The following is a 16,578-nucleotide window of genomic DNA, read 5'->3' as shown; positions in this document are numbered from 1 at the left end:
CTGCCGAACAACCGGGAAAGAGCTCAGCCGATGTGTACCGCACCCGCCCCACCGCCCGCCGGCGGCGGCGCCGGCCCCAGCGCGCCGTCCGTCCCCCCGACGGCGGCCGCGGCAGGCCGCCGTCCGGTCCGACGTCCGGTCCGACGACCGCGGGAACCCGTGGTCCCAGGTGCGCCATGGCGATGATCTGCCTGGTGTCGGCCAAGAACTCGCCCGGGGTGACCACCACCGCGGTGGCGCTGGCCGAGGCGTGGCCGCGGCCGGTGCTGCTGGCCGAGTGCGACCCGCGCTACGGCGACATCGTGGCCGGCTACCAGCAGGGCGGCGGGGACGTGGCCAAGGGGCTGCTCGGACTGGCCGCGATCCACCAGCACACCGACATCCGGCAGGAGGTCTTCCGCTACGTCCAGCCGCTGAGCCCGAGCTCCCCGGCGCGGTTCCTGGCCGGGGTCCAGGTGCCGGCGCAGGCGGCCGCGGTGTCAGTGCTCTGGGAACCGCTGTCCCGGGTGCTGCCCGCGCTGGTGGTGAAGCGGCGGACGGTGGACGTCCTCGTGGACTGCGGGCCGCTGCACGCCGCGCACGCGCCGCTGCCCCTGATCCAGCACGCCGACCTGGTGCTGATGGTGACCGGCGACCACCTGGAGCAGATCCGCGCGGCGCACGACGCGGTCGGCACGATCACCGAGCGGCTGGCCGCCGCCCGGCCGCACGCCGACCCGCGCTGGTGCCTGGCCGGCGTGGTGATCCCGCCCGGCGCGCGCCGCCACAACGAGCGCGAGGCGATCGAGCAGGCGCTGGACATCGACGTGATCGCCGAGGTCCGGCACGACCTGAAAGTCGGCGCGGAGCTGCTGGGCCGCCGGAACCTCCCGAACGGTTATTCACGCTCGGGATACATGAGGGACATCCGGGAGTTGCAAGCTGCTATCGACCGCCAGTTGAACCGCCCGGCTCCGCCGGCGCGCACCGTCGCCTCGAACCACCGGCTGACGGTGGTACCCGGGGAGGCCGCCCATGCCGGCTGACAAAAACGACCCGAGGCACGCACAGGGCGGCGGGCCGGGCCGGTCGCGCGGCAGCGGCCGCAGCGACCAGGTCTCGGAGCTGCGCGACGCGATCGCCTTCCTGAACCGGGAGAGCGTCGCGCTGCCCGATCCCGGCACCCCGCCGTGGGAGAACCACCCGTCGACCGATCCTTCGCGCCCCGCCGCCGGACCGAAACCGCCGCTCGCGCCGGTCCGCGAACTCGGGCCGCCGCAGGGCAGACCCGCCACCCACGCCCTGCCTCCCGCGCCGCCCCCGCTTGTGGAGAACGCCTTGCACTTCCAAGGAGCGCAGGGCGCCAGCCGCCGCCAGCTCCCACCGCCACCACCGCCCCAACCGCTGTCCGCACCGCTGTCCCAACCTCCGGCCCCGCCACAGCCCCTGGACGAAGGGACGAACCGCTCGCGCCACGAGCTCGCGCTCCGCTTCGGCGGCGGCTCGGAGTACCCGACGGATCCCAAGCCCGCGCAGGGGATCCACGCGTTCTCGGCGGTCGACTGGCCCGGCGTCGACGTCATCCGCAAGCAGGTGCGCGAGCGGATCACCGAACAGTTCCCGCGCCCCGACTCCGGAACCGACGAGCAGCGCCGCGCCTTCGGCATGGCGGTCATCGAGGAGGCGGTGAACTCCTGGTCGGCGCGGGCAACGGCGCGCGGGCAGGCGGTCGACGACGCGCGCCAGGACGCGATGCGCCGGGCCGCGGGCGCCTGCGTCTTCGGCATGGGCGGCCTGGCCCCGATGCTGGACCACCCCGACGTGGAGACCATCGAGTACCGGGGCTGCGACGACGGCCACGTGGTCTACACCGACGGCCGGGTGGAGAAGGCGCCGCGGATCGCCTCCTCGGACGAGTCGCTGCTGGCCGACATGCGGACCTGGGCCGCCCGGCGTCATCGGGTCCTGACCCCGGCCGAGCCGCTGCTCGACCTGACCGTGGACGGCGGCGCGCGGCTGACCGCGACCATCGGCGTGTCCCGGCGGCCGACGCTGGTGGTGCGCCGGCACCGGGTCGTGAAGGTGACGCTGGACGATCTGGTGGTGCGCGGCATGGTGTCGCCGGCGATCGCGGCGTTCCTGCGCAGCGCGGTGCTGGCCGGGCAGACGATCGTGGTCACCGGACCGCTCGACGCGGGCAAGACGACGCTGCTGCGCGCGCTGGCCGCGGAGATACCGGTGATGGAGCGATACGCGACGGTCGAGGCGGAGTTCGAACTCAACCTGGACGAGATCGGGCGGCATCCGCGGATGGTCGCCTACCAGTCGTGGCCGGGGACCGCCGAGCGCGGCCCGGACGGTCGCCGGATCGGCGAGGTGACGCTGTCCGACGTCATCGAGGTGGCGCTGCGGATGAACGTGGCGCGGCTGGTCGTCGGCGAGGTGCGCGGGCCGGAGGCGGCCACGCTGCTGGAGGCGGTGTCGACCGGCGGCCGGGCGGCGCTGTGCGCGATCCACTCCGGGTCCTCGCGGGAGGCGTTCAACAAGTTCGTCATGCTGTGCATGCGGACGACGATGAACCGGGACTCGGCGGTCCAGCTGGCCGCCGAGACGCTGCACTACATCGTCGACATCCGGATGGACACCGAGCCCGCGACGGACATGCGCGAACCGCGCGCCACCGCGCGTTATGTGGACCGGGTGGTCGAGATCAACGGGCTCGGCGACCGGCTGGCGCCAGTCGTCACCGAGGTCTTCGCCCCGGGACCGGACGGCCGGGCGGTGTTCGCGCAGCGGCCGGAGCGGCTGGCGACGTTGCAGCGCGCCGGATTCGACCCCAAGTGGTTCCTGTACGGGAACGACCAGTGGTACGTCGCCCCGACGCCGGCCGCGCAGAACGTGTCGCGGCCCGCGCCGCACCAGCAGCGCGAGGGCGGCCGTGGCTTCCAGAACATGACGCCGGTGCCGAAGCCGTCCCTCACCGAACAGGACGTCTTCGACCGGCAGTACCTGCACGAGCGGCGGCGGTTGGACCAGGAGTGACATGGCGGACGACGGGGGCGTCGCGCAGGCGAGGCCGCGATCGGGTGCGGTTTCCGTTTCGGCTTCGGGGCAGGAGGCCCCGGAGTATCAGACGTATGTCGTGCGCAAGGGCGACTCGCTGTGGCGGATCGCCGAGGAGCAGTTGGGCGATCCGAACCGCTTCGCGGACATCGCCGAGCTGAACGACGGCCGGCGGATGCCGGACGGGACGGTGTTCAGCTACGTCGAGTTCCTGCAGTCCGGGTGGGTCCTGATCATGCCGCCGGACATGGGGCGGCACCGGCCGGCGGCCGGCGAGCGCGGGCGGTTGGCACTTGAAGCGGGCGCTGGTTCAAGCGGTTCCGGTGTTACCGGGACCGAGGGCGATGCCGCCGGTGGTGCGGCGACGGCCGGCGACTCGCGGCGGGAGTCCACGTTCGCCACGACGCGCAACGACTCCGGCAAGACGGTCGCGGCGACCGGCGGGCTGCTGGCCGCGGGCGTGTTGGGCACGCTGGGGGACCGGCGGCTGCGCAAGGTCATGCGGCGGCGCCCCGGCGAGCGGATCTCGATGCGCCGGCCGGGGGAGTGGGAGCTGGAGCTGAGCCGCGTCGACAACCCGACCGGCCAGGTTCTCATCGACGCCGCTCTCAGGACCCTGAGCGCCCGGCTGACCAAGGCCGACCGGGGACTGCCGGACATCAGCACGACGGTGCTCAAGTCGCACGGCCTGGAGCTGCACCTGGCGCGCCCGCAGCCGCCGGTCGCGCCGTTCTACGCGGACCCGCAGCGTCCCGGGGTGTGGATCTGCCCGCTCGGGGCGCAGGTCGGTTCGCATCCGGGGCACGCGCCGGCGCCGTATCCGGCGCTGGTGTCGCTGGGCTTCGACGGGGAGGACGACACGGTCCTGGTCGATTTGGAGGCCACCGGCGGCGTCTCGCTGCTGGCCCCGGAGGCTGAGGCGGTGTCGGTGCTGCGCGCGATGGCCGTGGAGCTCGCGACCGGGATGGCGGCCGAGCAGGTCGAGGTGACACTCGTCGGGTTCGGGGCGGAGCTGCCGCCGCTGTTCGCGCCGGGGACTCTGAACCACACCGAGGACCTGGTGCGCGCCGTGGAGGCGCTGGCGCGCTGGTCAGCTGGCGTCGAGGCGGTGCTGGACCGGCGCGGCGTGACGGTGCGCAAGGCACGGACACACCCGGACGACGAGCTGGCGCCGATCACGAAGACGCACGTGCTGCTCTCGGCGGTGGCGCCGGACCTGCGGCTCACGCACCGGCTGCGGCACCTGCTGTCGGGACGGCAGCGGACGTCGATCGCGGTGGTGGCGGTGGCCGACGACCGCGAGCAGCTGCTCTCGCCGTGGACGATCGGCGCGCCGGCGTTCCACACGCCGAGGTCGCAGGCTGGGGTGCCGGGGATCGCGCTGCGGGTGCAGGCGCTGCGAGAGGAGCGGTACGCGGCGGCCGTGCGGGAGCTGTCAGCGGCGGATTCGGATCAGGAGAAGCCGGCGCCGACCGGGGACGGAGCCTTCAACCTGCCGGCGGCCGCGGCGGCCGAGGTGGAGGCGTCGGGGGCGAAGACGCCGTTGCCGAAGCGGAAGCCCGCACATCCCCGGCGGCATGTCGCGGGGCGGGGGACCAGTGGTGGCGCTGCCGGCGCGGCGGGCGATCGGCGCGGAGCCGGCGCCGGGAGTGCTTCTTCGTCCTGGTCCGAGGCGCATCCGGCCGAGCGCGTCGAGCTGATCGCGACGCCGGATCCAGTGCAGCCGAACCGTTTCCGCGTGCCTGTCGACGACCTGTTCCGAGTCGACGCGCTGCTGCCGACCGCGCTGCCGACGACCACCGCGCCGCTACCGGGGCCCGGGACGGCGAAGCAGGTCCGGCTGGCGCTGAAGCCGGCGAACCTGCCGCAGTTCGATCCGGCGGCGGACGGCGAGGAGGAGCCGCCGCCACCTCGCGCGGAGGATCGGCTGGTGGGGATGGAGGCGGACCTGCCGGGCCAGCACGGACGCGCCGCGTTGGCTGCGCCGGGCGCGCAGAGCACTCACGCCCCGACGGATGCGCGACCGGGTCGGCCGGCGCCGCCGTCCTCTTCGCCGGCGCTGCCTGAGCCCGCCCGCATGGCGACGCCCCGGAAGCCGGGGCAGTGGCAGGGTGCTTATTGGAGTCAGCGCCGGGCGGCCGCGGCGGGGAGGCCGAACCGCGCCGAGACACCGGACGAGTCCGTCGTGCTCGGTCCGTCGTACGCGATCGAGGTCCTGGGCCCGATAGTGCTCGCCGGCGCGGCGGACGATACGCCGGAGCTCGCCGAGATCGCCGCGTACGTGATCCTGCACCCGGGATGCTCGATGCACCAGCTGGCCGCGGACCTGTGGCCGGCCCGCGCCGGCGCGCTGGGAATCGTGGACGCGCTGGTGATCCAGCTGCGCGAAGTCCTCGGCGCGGACGCCAACGGAGAGCAGCTGCTCCGGATCACGCCGGAGAGCGTGACCCTCGCCCCGTCAGTGTCCTGCGACTGGCTGGAGTTCGTGCACCGCACCCAGAACGGCGAACTGGTCGGCGCCCTGAGCCTGCTCCGGGGCCGCCCCTTCGAAGACGCCCCGCTCCGCCGCTACGGCTGGGCCGAAACCCTCCGGCACGAAATGGCGGCGCTGGCGATAGACACGGCCCACTACGTCGCCGAGGCGTGCCTGCGCGAGCAGAGCCCCCGCAGCGCCCGCAAGGCGGCCCTGCGCGGCCTGGCAGCCGCCCCCGAATCAGAACTCTTGTACCGCGACCTCCTGTCCGCCCTGGCCGCTCTTGGAGACCTCCCCGCGGCCCGCCGCCACGCCGACACCCTCCTCGGCTACGCCGAGCGCGAAGGGCTGCCGCTGCAACCGGAGACCGCCGCGATGCTGCGGGACGTCGCGCAGGCGGCCGCGCGGAGCTGACCAGCGACCAGCGCGACCAGCGCGACCAGCGACGGCCACCAGGTCCAGCGAGCGCTGTCTCAGCCGTGGAAGTCGACGCGGTCGATCAGACCGCCGCGCACCCGATAGGCGACCAGAACGCGGATCGGATCGTCGGCCAGCCCATGAGCGACTTCGTGGTCGACCACCCAATCACCCTCGCTGAGCCGCGCCAGGATCTCCGCCCGGCAGCGGCCTTCGGCGAACTGTCCGGCGTACCTGTCACGCAGCGCCTGGCGTCCCTCCAGCCGGCTGCCGTCGCTCCGGTTGACGACGACGTCCTCGGCGTACATGGCGGCGAAGGCGTCGATGTCGTGGCTGTTGTAGGCGGCGAGCTGCTGCTCGACGACTTCGCGAGGATCGGTCATATACATGATCATTCCACGCCGCGCCCCTACTTCACCGCCACCGGAATCACCGGCGCCCCGACCGCGCGCGTGAAGGGCTCCGGCGAAGCCGTCAGAAAGAACTCGTACACCCCATCCTCCGCGCAGTCCTCGGCCAGCGCCTCAAGGTCCCAGTTCTGCCCCTGCAACATCCCCATCTCGACCAGGTGCAGCAGGTGCACGGGGAGCTGCGCGTCCTCGCGCTCCGGCGGGTACACCTCGAAGGCCACGTTGTCCGTCGCCACCGCCGCCACGTCGTGCGCGTGGAACCACGGCACCGTCCGCATCGACGGTCCCGACGTCGGGTAGCTGTACGCCAGCTTGTCCCCCGCCTTCAGCGCCGTCATCGCGCCGGTGCGCAGCAGCACGATGTCGCCCGGGCGGATCCGTACCTTCCCGAACTCCGCCGCCGCGTCCAGGTCTTCCGATGTCAGCGCGTGGCCGTGCGCCGCATCTCCCAGTCGTGGGACGCCCAGGGCGCGCGCCACGTCCAGCAGGACGCCGCGTCCGATGACCGGCCCCGCCTTGTCGATCCCGCAGTGCGCCGCGCCCGCCGCGGTGATCTCCGAGGCGTCGAAGCCGTTGTACAGCCGCCCCTCGTACGACACGTGTGCCAGCGCGTCCCAGTGTGTGCACGCCTGGAGTCCCATCTCCACCCGGTCGTCCGACGTGCGGAACGCGTGCTGCTCCCCCATCACCTGCGCGTTCACCATGATCATGGTGTGCTTCGGGTTGTCGCGCCCTTCGATCATGCCGATCTGCGGGCCGTCCTCGTCCAGGGGCACCGCGAGGCTGAAGCGGCGGCCGGCGCGGATCAGCGACGCCGCCTCCACCACCCGCTCGGGCGTGATCAGGTTCAAGGTCCCGCGTTCGTCTTCGGGGCCCCAGCGGCCCCAGTTGTTGACGCGGCGGGCGAGGTCGGTGAACTGCTCGGGCAGCGGCATCGCGGTGCTCCCAGGTGCTCCCAGTGATATCTGACACAGCGTCAGTTGGTGCTGTCCACTGTCACGAACCTTAGCTAACATGCCGTCAGATTCGTACCGTCAGATCTCTTCGAGGAGCGAGCAAGGTGGCCGACTTCCTGGCAGGCAAGGTCATCGTGGTGACCGGCGCGGGCCGCGGCATCGGGCGCGCCGTGGCCCTCGGCTGCGCCGCCGAGGGCGCCTCGGTGGTGGTCAACGACTACGGCGTCTCCATCGACGGCAGCGAGCCGTCCAGCGAGGTCGCCGACGCGGTGGCGCGGGAGATCCGGGACGCCGGCGGACAGGCGGTCCCCTGCGCCGACTCGGTCACCAGCATGGCCGGCGGGCACCGCATCGTGCAGACCGCGCTGGACGCCTACGGCCGGCTCGACGGCGTGGTGTGCGTGGCCGGGATCCTGCGCGAGCGGATGCTGTTCAACATGGCCGAGGAGGAGTGGGACCCGGTCATCGAGACCCACCTGAAGGGGACGTTCACCGTCTTCCGCGCCGCCAGCGCCGTGATGCGCAAGGCCGGCGGCGGCGCGCTGGTCGGCTTCACCTCCGGCAACCACGCCGGCAGCGTCTCGCAGGCCAACTACAGCGCGGCCAAGGGCGGCATCGTCAGCCTGGTCCGCAGCGCGGCCCTGGGCCTGGGCAAGTACGGCATCACCGCGAACGCCGTGGCGCCGGTGGCCCGCACCCGGATGAGCGCCAACGTCCCGTTCGACATGGCCGAGATGGGCGAGCCGGAGGACGTCGCCCCGCTGGTCGCCTATCTGCTGTCGGAGGCCGCGCGCGACATCACCGGCCAGATCTACACGGTCGCGGGCCGCCGGATCGCGGTGTGGAACCAGCCGCAGGAGATCCGCTCGATGTACGGCGAGGAACCCTGGACCGCCGAGTCGATCGCGAAACGGCTGCCGGAGGCGGTCGGCGTCGAGACCATGCCGATGATCGCCAAGATGGCCGCCTACGCGAAGGCCACCGAGGAACGCAAAGCGACTGAGGACCACACAGCCCCCGAAGGACAAACAGCATCCGAGGATCGCACGGCATCCGAGACCGGACAGGAAGGCGCAACCTCATGAGAGCCGCGGTCTTCGAAGACGGCAAGCTGGAAGTCGTCGACGGTATCGAGGTGCGCGGCCCGCGCACCGACGAGATCGTCGTCCGCATCCGCGCCGCCGGTCTGTGCCACTCCGACCTCAGCGTCGTCAACGGCACCATCCCGTTCCCCGGCCCGGCCGTCCTCGGCCACGAGGGAGCCGGCGTCGTGGAGGAGATCGGCGCGGCAGTGACCCGGGTGAAAGCCGGCGACCACGTCTGCCTCACCACGATCAACCACTGCGGGGTCTGCCCGGCCTGCAGCAAAGGCCATCCGACGATGTGCCGCGCGACCTTCGGCAAGATCAGCAAGCCGTTCACGCGCGAAGCTGCCGACGGCTCGGCCGAGAAGCTGTTCTCCTTCGCCAACACCTCGGTCTTCACCGAACGCGTCGTGGTCAAGGAGGTCCAGGCCGTCCCGATCCCCGAGGACGTGCCGATGGCCTCGGCCGCGCTGGTCGGCTGCGGCGTCCTGACCGGAGTCGGCGCGGTCCTGAACCGGGCGAAAGTGGGCATCGGCGAGACGGTGGTGGTCATCGGCGTCGGCGGCATCGGCCTCAACGCGATCCAGGGCGCGCGGATCGCCCGCGCCGGCCGGATCGTCGCGATCGACACCAACCCGCGCAAGGAGGAGGCGGCGCGGCGGTTCGGCGCGACCGACTTCGTCGACCCGAGCGGCCAGGACGTGGTCCAACTCGTCAAGGACCTGCTCCCGCGCGGCGCGGACCACGTCTTCGAGTGCGTCGGGCATCCCGCGCTGATCCGCGCCGCGACCGACCTGCTGGCCTGGTCCGGGACCGCGGTGCTGCTCGGTGTGCCGCGCAGCGATGCCGAGGGGACGTTCCTCGTGTCCGGGATGTATATGGACAAAACAATAATGGGCTGCCGATACGGAACCTCACACCCCCAGTTCGACGTCGAAAGGTATGTCGACCTCTATCGGAAGGGTGAGCTTCTCCTGGACGAACTGGTCACAAAGACCTACCCTCTGGAGCACATCCACGAGGCGATCCACGACCTGGAGAGCGGCTCATTGGCAAGAGGGGTCATCTTGCTCTGAGACCTACGAGGGGAAGCTAAGGCCGTGACGGAGAGCCCGAGCGGGCAGGGCGCACCGGAGCACGACAGCGAAGCCGCACTGCTCACGGAACCGTCCACGCCCTCGCAGCCTTCCGTCCCGGGACAACCGACGCGCGACGATGTCGAGACCGAAAGCGTCCGAGCCACGGTTGTCGGGGACGTCGCGGACGACACGTACACCGATGACGACTCGGTTACCGCCGCCGACCACACCGAAGACGCCGAAGAAACTTCCACGCCGCACGGCTTCCCGATCGACTCGACCAACCCCCTGGCCCGGGCCGCGAACCGCGTCGTCGAGGAACTCCTCAATCCCAGCACCGGCCTGCTGCTCTCACTCTGCTACATCGTGGTCGCTGGCTTCCTCACCTGGAAGCTGCTGTTCCACCCGGTGGCCAGCGTCCTGGCCGGCAACCCCTACGACCAGTTCTACTTCGAGTGGCAGCTGACCGCGGTCGAGCACGCGCTGATCCACTTCCAGAACCCGCTGTTCACGCACACGATGAACGCCCCCGACGGCATGAACCTCGCGGGGAACCCCCAGATCATCGGTCCGGCGGCGGTCCTGGCCCCGATCACCTACCTGTTCGGCGCGCCGGTCTCGTTCGCCCTGCTGACCACCTTCAACCTCGCGGCCACCGCGATCACCTGGCGCTGGTTCCTGCGCCGGCACGTGGTCCGCACCGAGACCGCGGCCTTCGTCGGCGGCCTGTTCATGGGCTTCTCGCCGTCGATGATGTCCCACTCGCTGGCGCACCCGAACCTGGCCGGACAGTGGCTGGTGCCGCTGATCCTGGCCGGGGTGCTGCGCCTGCGCGAGCCGGAGCACCGGGTGCGCAACGGAATCGTTCTCGGCGTGCTGATCGCGGCGCAGGTGTTCGTCGGCGAGGAACTGCTGTTCCTGACCGCGATGGGCTTCCTGCTGTTCTTCGTGGCCTACGTCGCGCAGCGGCCGCGGCAGTCCTGGGCCGAGGCCGCGACCTTCCTGCGCGGCGCCGGCGTGGCGATCCTCACGGCCGGTGCGCTGCTGGCGTACCCGCTGTCGTTCCAGTTCTTCGGGCCGATGTCGTTCAAGGGCATCCCGTTCGACATCGCCTACTACGCGGCGGATCTGAAGTCCTACGCGGTGTATCCGAACCTGGAGCTGTGGGGCGACCCGGCCAAGCTGGACCCGCTGGCGCCGGGCGGCACCGAGCAGGCCGCGCTGGTCGGCTGGGCGCTGCTGCTCGTGGTGGCGCTGCTGACGGTGTGGCTGATCCGCGGCGTGGCCGTGCGGGCACTGCTGATCGCCGCGCTGGCCCTGGTGGCGCTGTCCGTCGGCCCGACGCCGGTGTTCGACCACGATCCCATCACCTGGTGGTGGTGGCCGCTGCCGTCGGACGGCGTGTGGGCGCACATCCAGCACCTGCCGCTGTTCTCCTCCAGCCTGCCGATCCGCAGCGCGCTGGCGGTGAGCTGGATCATCGGCATCCTGCTGGCCCTCGGCCTGGACAAGGCGGTCCTGCACCCGCGGCAGGTGCTGCGCGGCGTGGTGTTCGGCAGCGTGGCGGCGGCGCTGATCCCGCTGATCCCCAGGGTGTTCGACACCTCACCGCGCACGCCGATCCCGGAGTACTTCACGTCGAACGCCTGGAAGGAATGCGTCTCGCCGGGGCGCGACACGATCGTCGGCGTCCCGTTGTCCGACGGCGGAGACCGCACCAACCAGACCTGGTCGACGGCCGCGGACGCCGGCTTCGACATCCCGCAGGGCCCGGTGATGGCGCCGACCTCGCCCACCGACAAGCAGGTCGCCTGGGGCAAGAACAACGTGCTGTGGACCGCACAGTGGCTGTCGTACATCTTCAAGAACGGCGGCGGCGCCACCCCGACGATCACCCCGTCCATCCAGAACCGGGTGAAGCTGGACCTGGCCACGTGGCAGGCGAACTGCGTCGTCATGGCCGACGGCACCCAGAACCTGGCGGCCGTCAAGACCTTCCTGGACCAGGCGATCGCCCCCGGAACGATGGAGGACGGCGTGGTCGTGTGGAAGGAACCCACCCGCTGAGGCGTCAGCCGAACGCCCCCCGGTGGAAGATCAGCGGCGTCGACTCGCCGTCGGCGTCCAGGCCGTGCACGCGCCCCACCACGATCGTGTGGTCTCCTCCGGGATACGTGGCCTCGATCGTGCAGTCCACCCAGCCGTGCGCACCGGCCAGGATCGGGGAGCCGAGCTCGGAGTGGCTCCACTCGACGCCGGCGAACTTGTCGCCGCCGCTGACCGCGAACGCGCGGCACAGCTGCTCGTGGTCGGCGGCGAGGAAGTTCACGCAGAAGCGGCCGGTGGCCTCTATGCGCGGCCACGTGGTGGACGTGTGGCCGACGGAGAACAGCACGAGTGGCGGGTCCAGGGACAAGGCGGAGAACGCTTGGCACGCGAAGCCCACGGGCCCGTCTGCGTCCTCGGACGCGACGACGGTCACCCCGGAGGGAAAGTGGCCGAGGACGCGGCGGTAGTCCGCGACGGCGACGGCGGTGCCGTCGGCGCGGGTGTTCGCGGCCTTGTCGGCGTCAGCGTTCGCGACGTCGGCGACGTCGGCGACACGCCCGGCGTGCTCGCGTGCGGTGGCCTGTGCAGGCATGGTCCCAGCCCCTAGGTGTCACGCTGTGTGCGGCTGCGCGGTGCTCCAGCTCGTTCGCTATATCAAAAGTGCAGCTCGACCCAGCATACGTGGACGGACATCGCCAATATGGATGGGAACTGACGACCCGTCAAGAGAGACGGCGTTTGACATACCGAACGCTCTTCGGACATCACAGAACCCTGTGGTAGCAGGTGTAACAGCGATCAGTGCCCGGTGAATTCCGGCGCACGGCGCTCCACGAAGGCCCGCACGCCCTCCCGGCCGTCGTGGGTCGCCATGTTCAGCTCCACGGCGTCGGCCTCCTCGCGGAAGGCCGTGGCGCGGTCCACCTCCAGCGCGCGGTTCACGAGGTTCTTCGTGAGCGCGAAGGCCCGCGTCGGCCCAGCCGCGAGCCGCTCAGCCCACTCGCGCGCGGCCTTCTCCAACTCGGCGTCCGGCACGACCCGGTTCACCAGCCCCAGCGCCAGCGCCTCGGCGGCCGGCACGTCGTCGGCGAAGAACATCAGCTCTTTGGCTTTGTGCACCCCGACCAGCCGGGTCAGCAGATGCGCACCGCCGCCGTCGGGCACCAACCCGCGCCGGGCGAAGATCTCGATGAACTTCGCCGACTCGGCCGCGATCACCAGATCGCAGGCCAGCGCCAGATGCGCGCCGATGCCGGCGGCGATGCCGTTCACCGCGCCGATCACCGGCTTCTCGCAGTCCAGCACCGCGGCGATGAGAGCCTGCGCGCCGTCGCGGATGGTCCGGGCGACGTCGCCGGGCCGCGGTGCGGCCGGCACGGCGCCCGGCTGCGGCCGCAGATCCGCACCGGTGCAGAAGCCGCGGCCGGTGGCGGTGAGGATCACGACGCGCGTCAGCGGATCGGCGGAAGCCTGGCGCAGCAAGGCGATCAGGCGGTCCCGCTGGTCGGCGGTGATCGCGTTCAGGGCTTCGGGGCGGTCGAGGGTGATCCAGCTGACGCCGCCGGACAGCGAGTGCCGGACGGTTTCCTCCAGCGAGGGCTCTGGTACCTCGGATACCTCGGACATGTGGTCTCCCATCGAACGAGTCGGCGCCGGACCGCGGTCGCGCGGCAGCACGACAGCGTTCCGGCGCCAGACCGGTCTATGTCTCTATCGGTGTCTCAGCGCACGATCAAGTGCGCCGAAGCGTCCAGCGCCACAGTCCCGCCGCCGCGTCCCAGCACCCGCAGCGGCGCAATGTCGAAGCTCTCCAGCACGTCGCCGAGGTCCAGCGCCATGCGCTGCACCCGCAGGATGGTGTCGGCCAGCGCCTCCAGGTCGGCGCCGGCGGTGGTGAGCAGCGGCAGGCAGTGCAGCTCGTCGAGCATGCGGTGCGCTTGGTGCGCGTCGAAGGGGGCGACGCGGATCGCCACATCGCCGAGGGTCTCGGCGTACGCGCCGCCGACACCGACCACCACGGCCGGGCCGAAGCGGTCGTCGCGCCGGATGCCGACCATCGTGTCCACGCCGCCGGTGATCTGCTGGCCGATCAGCACACCGTCCAGCGTCCCGTAGCCCTGGCGGCCGGCCGAATCCATCAGGTCCTTGAAGTTCTCCCGGACCTGCGAGGCCGAGGTGATGGTCGTGCGGGTCAGGCCGGCCGCCGAGGCCGACGGCAGCCCGGCCACGGACGCCTTCATCACCACCGGGTAGCCGATGGTGGCGGCGGCGCGCACGGCCCAGGCCGCGCTGGTGACCAGTTGCTCCCGAGGAGTGCGGATGCCGTAGGCGCGCAGGAGTTGGTGGGTCTGCGACTCCGACAGACCCTTGGCCGGGTCGGTGTCCCGCTTGCGGACCGTGCCCGGGGCGCCGCCGGAGGTCAGGATCTGGCGCGCCTTCACCCCGGCCATCGCGTTGTCCTCGACCAGCGACGGGATCCGGAAGCGGTAGTCGCAGTGGTCGTAGTAGGCCTTGGCCGCCGCGACCGCGTTGGTGAGCGTGCGGAACGTCGCGATCTCAGGCGAGCGCTGCAGGATCAGGCGATAGCCGGTCTCGGTGCCGCCGGAGGAGCACCAGACCACGCCGATCGGAGTGTCACTCTCGCGCGCGGCCTCGACCAGCGCGGCGGCCGTCCACTCGCCGGAGGATCCGGTCTCGGTGACCGCGTACAGCAGCATCCCGGCGCCGGGGCGCGCGGCGAGCTCGGTGATGTCCGGGGCGTGCCCGGCGTCCTCGACCTCCAGGCCGGCGCGGCGGGCGAGGTCGGCCAGGAGCGTGGCGGCGCCGCCGGAGTCGGCGGCGATCCGGACCGGACCGGGACGCTGCGCCGGACGCGGGAAGCGGGCCAGCGTGGCGGCGCAGTCCAGCAGTTGGTCGAAGCCTTCGACCCGGATCACCCCGGCCTGCCGCAGCACCGCGTCGATCACCCGGTCTGCGCCGGTGGCCAGCACGACCAGCGGACGTCCCGCCCCGGACGCGGCCTGCGCGGCCCGCATCAGCGCCCTGCCGTCCAGATCGGTGCCGATCGCGTCCACGCACGCGGCGATCGCGCCGACGCCGTCCGCCTGAGCGAACGCCTCGACCGTGTCCGCAAACGTCGGACCGTCCTCGCCGGGGCCGCAGTAAGTCCAGCCGGCCACCGGAACGCCCAGCTCATCGGCGGTCACCAGCGGGCATCCGGTGTGCGCGCCGGTGGTGATGAGCGCTATAGCAGGGGCAAGCGGGGCCGGATCGGGATCGAGCGGCCGAGCCGGAAGGTGCTGGCGCCGGTCCTCGGAAACAGGCCGACGCCGGGTCACCTTGATCTGCTCGGTAGTCATGACGCTGGTGGCAGGCATCGCACCGCCCTCTCAGGAGCCGACTGACAAGTAACCTGACGCTGCGTCAGTTTAGGACGGCGATGCGATTTAGCACAGAGGTAACAAGCAAGAGATCTTGTGTTCACCGAGATTTGTTCGTCATGAGCCGACCCGCTTTCGCAATGCCGAACGATCCACCTTCTGCCCGGCGGTCAACGGCAGGCTCGGGACGGCCCGCACTTCCTCCGGCAGCTTGTGCTTGGCCAGCCGGGACCCGGCGAACAGCCGCAGCTCCTCGACGGTCGGCGGCGCGTCGGGATCGCGCGGCACCACGAACGCCACCCCGACCTGCCCCATCACCGCGTCCGGGCGCGGGACCACGGCGACCTCGCGGACCCCGGCGTGCTCCTGGAGGACGGCCTCCACTTCCTGCGGATGCACGTTGTAGCCGCCACGGATGAACATGTCATCGCGCCGGCCGGCCAGGCGCAGGCAGCCGGTGTCGTCGAGGAGGCCGACATCGCCGGTGCGCAGCCAGCCGTCCGGCGTCAGCGCCGCGCGCGTGGCGGCCGGGTCGTGCCAGTACTCGGACATCACCGAGGCCGAGCGGATCCAGACCTCGCCGGTCTCCCCGTCCGAGAGTTCTTTGCCCTCCTCGTCGCGCATCGAGATCTCCGTGCCCTCACGCGGGCGGCCGACGGTGTTGAAGAGCTCTTCGTCGGGCGCGTCGAAGGCGGTCAACGTCCCGAGGCCGCCGGATTCGGTCGAGGAGTAACGGATCGAGTAGGCCGCGCCGAACGACTCGCGGGCCCGCCGGACCAGCTCCGCCGGGGACGGGCCGCCGCCGATGATCAGGGCTTTGATGGCGTCGGTGCGGTAGTCGCGCAGCCCGGGGACCCGGAGCAGCAGGGCCACCTGCGCGGCCACTCCTCCTATCACCGGCACGCCCTCGTCACAGATCAGGCCCAGCGCCTCCTGGGCCCGCCAGTGCGGCAGGATGTGCAGCCGGTTGCCGGCCAGCAGGTGCCCGGCGAGCTTGGTCATGAAGCCGACGTGGTTCAGGCCGGTGGCGACCAGCAGCGGCATCGGCGCGGACTGCGCGCGGTTGTCGATCTCGGATATCGCAGCGATCTGCTTGGCGCCGAAAAGTGCGCCCTTCGGCAGGCCCGAGGTCCCGGAGGTGAAGACGATGGTCTCGGAGCCGTTGTGAGAACGCGGACCGGGAAAGGTCCGCCGCCGTTCGCGACCCAGCATCGGCAGTCCGGCCGCGAACTCCCGGCGGTCCTCTGCCTGCCGGACCGGAATGATCTGCGCGTCAGGCAGCCGGCCGGTCAGCAGCTCCTCGGTCCCGATCACCACATCGGGCCGGATCCGGTCGAGCATCGCCTGCCGTTCGGAAGGCGAATAGTGCGCGCCGACCCCAGCGGTGACCGCACCGACTTTCGCCAGCGCGCAGTAGGCGACTACGTAGTCCAGGGAGGCGGGCAACAGCAACGCGGCCACCTGGCCCTGACCGACGCCCCGCACCGCGAGCCGCGCCGCCATGGCCTCGGAGGCCGCGTTGAGCTGCTGGAAGGACAAGGAGAGCGGACCGCGGGCGGCCACCAGCGCGGTGGCGGCGCCGTGCTCCCGGGCGGCTTTGCGGACGGCGAGGGCGAGGAACGTCATCGGAGCTCCCTGAGGGGATGGGTACCGATCTGACTCGGGGTCAGGGTTTCCCCTTCCTCCG

Annotated in this window: 12 protein-coding genes; 6 read left to right on the top strand and 6 right to left on the bottom strand. The window is 71.6% G+C overall.

The window, feature by feature from the left end; genetic code table 11:
* The first annotated feature begins 176 nt into the window (after positions 1-176).
* From ABH935_RS39930 to ABH935_RS39920, 3 genes are read left to right on the top strand one after another with little or no spacing between them, the layout of a single operon-like run.
* The gene (locus ABH935_RS39930; RefSeq protein ID WP_370383176.1) at positions 177-1,025 is read left to right on the top strand and encodes a hypothetical protein; all 849 of its coding nucleotides are present in this window, start codon (positions 177-179) and stop codon (positions 1,023-1,025) included.
* Positions 1,015-3,021 carry a CpaF family protein gene (locus ABH935_RS39925; RefSeq protein ID WP_370383175.1) on the top strand — a complete coding sequence of 669 codons (2,007 nt, stop codon included), beginning with the start codon at positions 1,015-1,017 and terminating at the stop codon, positions 3,019-3,021. The genes ABH935_RS39930 and ABH935_RS39925 overlap by 11 nt, the downstream gene beginning before the upstream one ends.
* A gap of 1 nt (position 3,022) precedes the next feature.
* On the top strand, positions 3,023-5,929 hold the full coding sequence (locus ABH935_RS39920) for a LysM peptidoglycan-binding domain-containing protein (protein ID WP_370383174.1): 2,907 nt from the start codon (positions 3,023-3,025) through the stop codon (positions 5,927-5,929).
* Between the two features lie 59 nt (positions 5,930-5,988).
* On the opposite strand, the gene ABH935_RS39915 is transcribed toward ABH935_RS39920, so the two are convergent.
* Positions 5,989-6,327 (bottom strand): nuclear transport factor 2 family protein, encoded by a 339-nt coding sequence (locus ABH935_RS39915; RefSeq protein ID WP_370383173.1) that lies wholly within the window; start codon positions 6,325-6,327, stop codon positions 5,989-5,991.
* Positions 6,328-6,341: 14 nt separating this feature from the next.
* Positions 6,342-7,277 carry a cyclase family protein gene (locus ABH935_RS39910; RefSeq protein WP_370383172.1) on the bottom strand — a complete coding sequence of 312 codons (936 nt, stop codon included), beginning with the start codon at positions 7,275-7,277 and terminating at the stop codon, positions 6,342-6,344.
* 125 nt (positions 7,278-7,402) lie between these two features.
* Between ABH935_RS39910 and ABH935_RS39905 the strand changes: the two genes are divergently transcribed.
* From ABH935_RS39905 to ABH935_RS39895, 3 genes are read left to right on the top strand one after another with little or no spacing between them, the layout of a single operon-like run.
* Positions 7,403-8,383, top strand: coding sequence for an SDR family oxidoreductase (locus ABH935_RS39905; protein ID WP_370383171.1), 981 nt, complete (start codon positions 7,403-7,405; stop codon positions 8,381-8,383).
* Positions 8,380-9,459, top strand: coding sequence for a Zn-dependent alcohol dehydrogenase (locus ABH935_RS39900; RefSeq protein WP_370383170.1), 1,080 nt, complete (start codon positions 8,380-8,382; stop codon positions 9,457-9,459). The genes ABH935_RS39905 and ABH935_RS39900 overlap by 4 nt, the downstream gene beginning before the upstream one ends.
* A gap of 24 nt (positions 9,460-9,483) precedes the next feature.
* Positions 9,484-11,529 (top strand): hypothetical protein, encoded by a 2,046-nt coding sequence (locus ABH935_RS39895; protein WP_370383169.1) that lies wholly within the window; start codon positions 9,484-9,486, stop codon positions 11,527-11,529.
* A gap of 4 nt (positions 11,530-11,533) precedes the next feature.
* Here the strand turns inward: ABH935_RS39895 and ABH935_RS39890 are convergent, their stop codons facing one another.
* From ABH935_RS39890 to ABH935_RS39875, 4 genes are all read right to left on the bottom strand, one after another.
* Complete coding sequence (locus ABH935_RS39890) at positions 11,534-12,103, bottom strand: flavin reductase family protein (RefSeq protein ID WP_370383168.1); 570 nt, start codon at positions 12,101-12,103, stop codon at positions 11,534-11,536.
* 206 nt (positions 12,104-12,309) lie between these two features.
* Positions 12,310-13,137, bottom strand: coding sequence for an enoyl-CoA hydratase/isomerase family protein (locus tag ABH935_RS39885; RefSeq protein ID WP_370383167.1), 828 nt, complete (start codon positions 13,135-13,137; stop codon positions 12,310-12,312).
* Between the two features lie 95 nt (positions 13,138-13,232).
* Positions 13,233-14,888, bottom strand: a complete 1,656-nt coding sequence (locus tag ABH935_RS39880) for an acetate--CoA ligase family protein (protein WP_370383166.1) — start codon at positions 14,886-14,888, stop codon at positions 13,233-13,235.
* Between the two features lie 120 nt (positions 14,889-15,008).
* Positions 15,009-16,517 (bottom strand): class I adenylate-forming enzyme family protein, encoded by a 1,509-nt coding sequence (locus ABH935_RS39875; protein WP_370383165.1) that lies wholly within the window; start codon positions 16,515-16,517, stop codon positions 15,009-15,011.
* Positions 16,518-16,578 lie beyond the last annotated feature (61 nt).

It is taken from the genome of Catenulispora sp. GAS73, from assembly GCF_041262085.1.
Taxonomy (GTDB): domain Bacteria; phylum Actinomycetota; class Actinomycetes; order Streptomycetales; family Catenulisporaceae; genus Catenulispora.
This window is presented reverse-complemented; position numbering and strand designations above follow the sequence as displayed.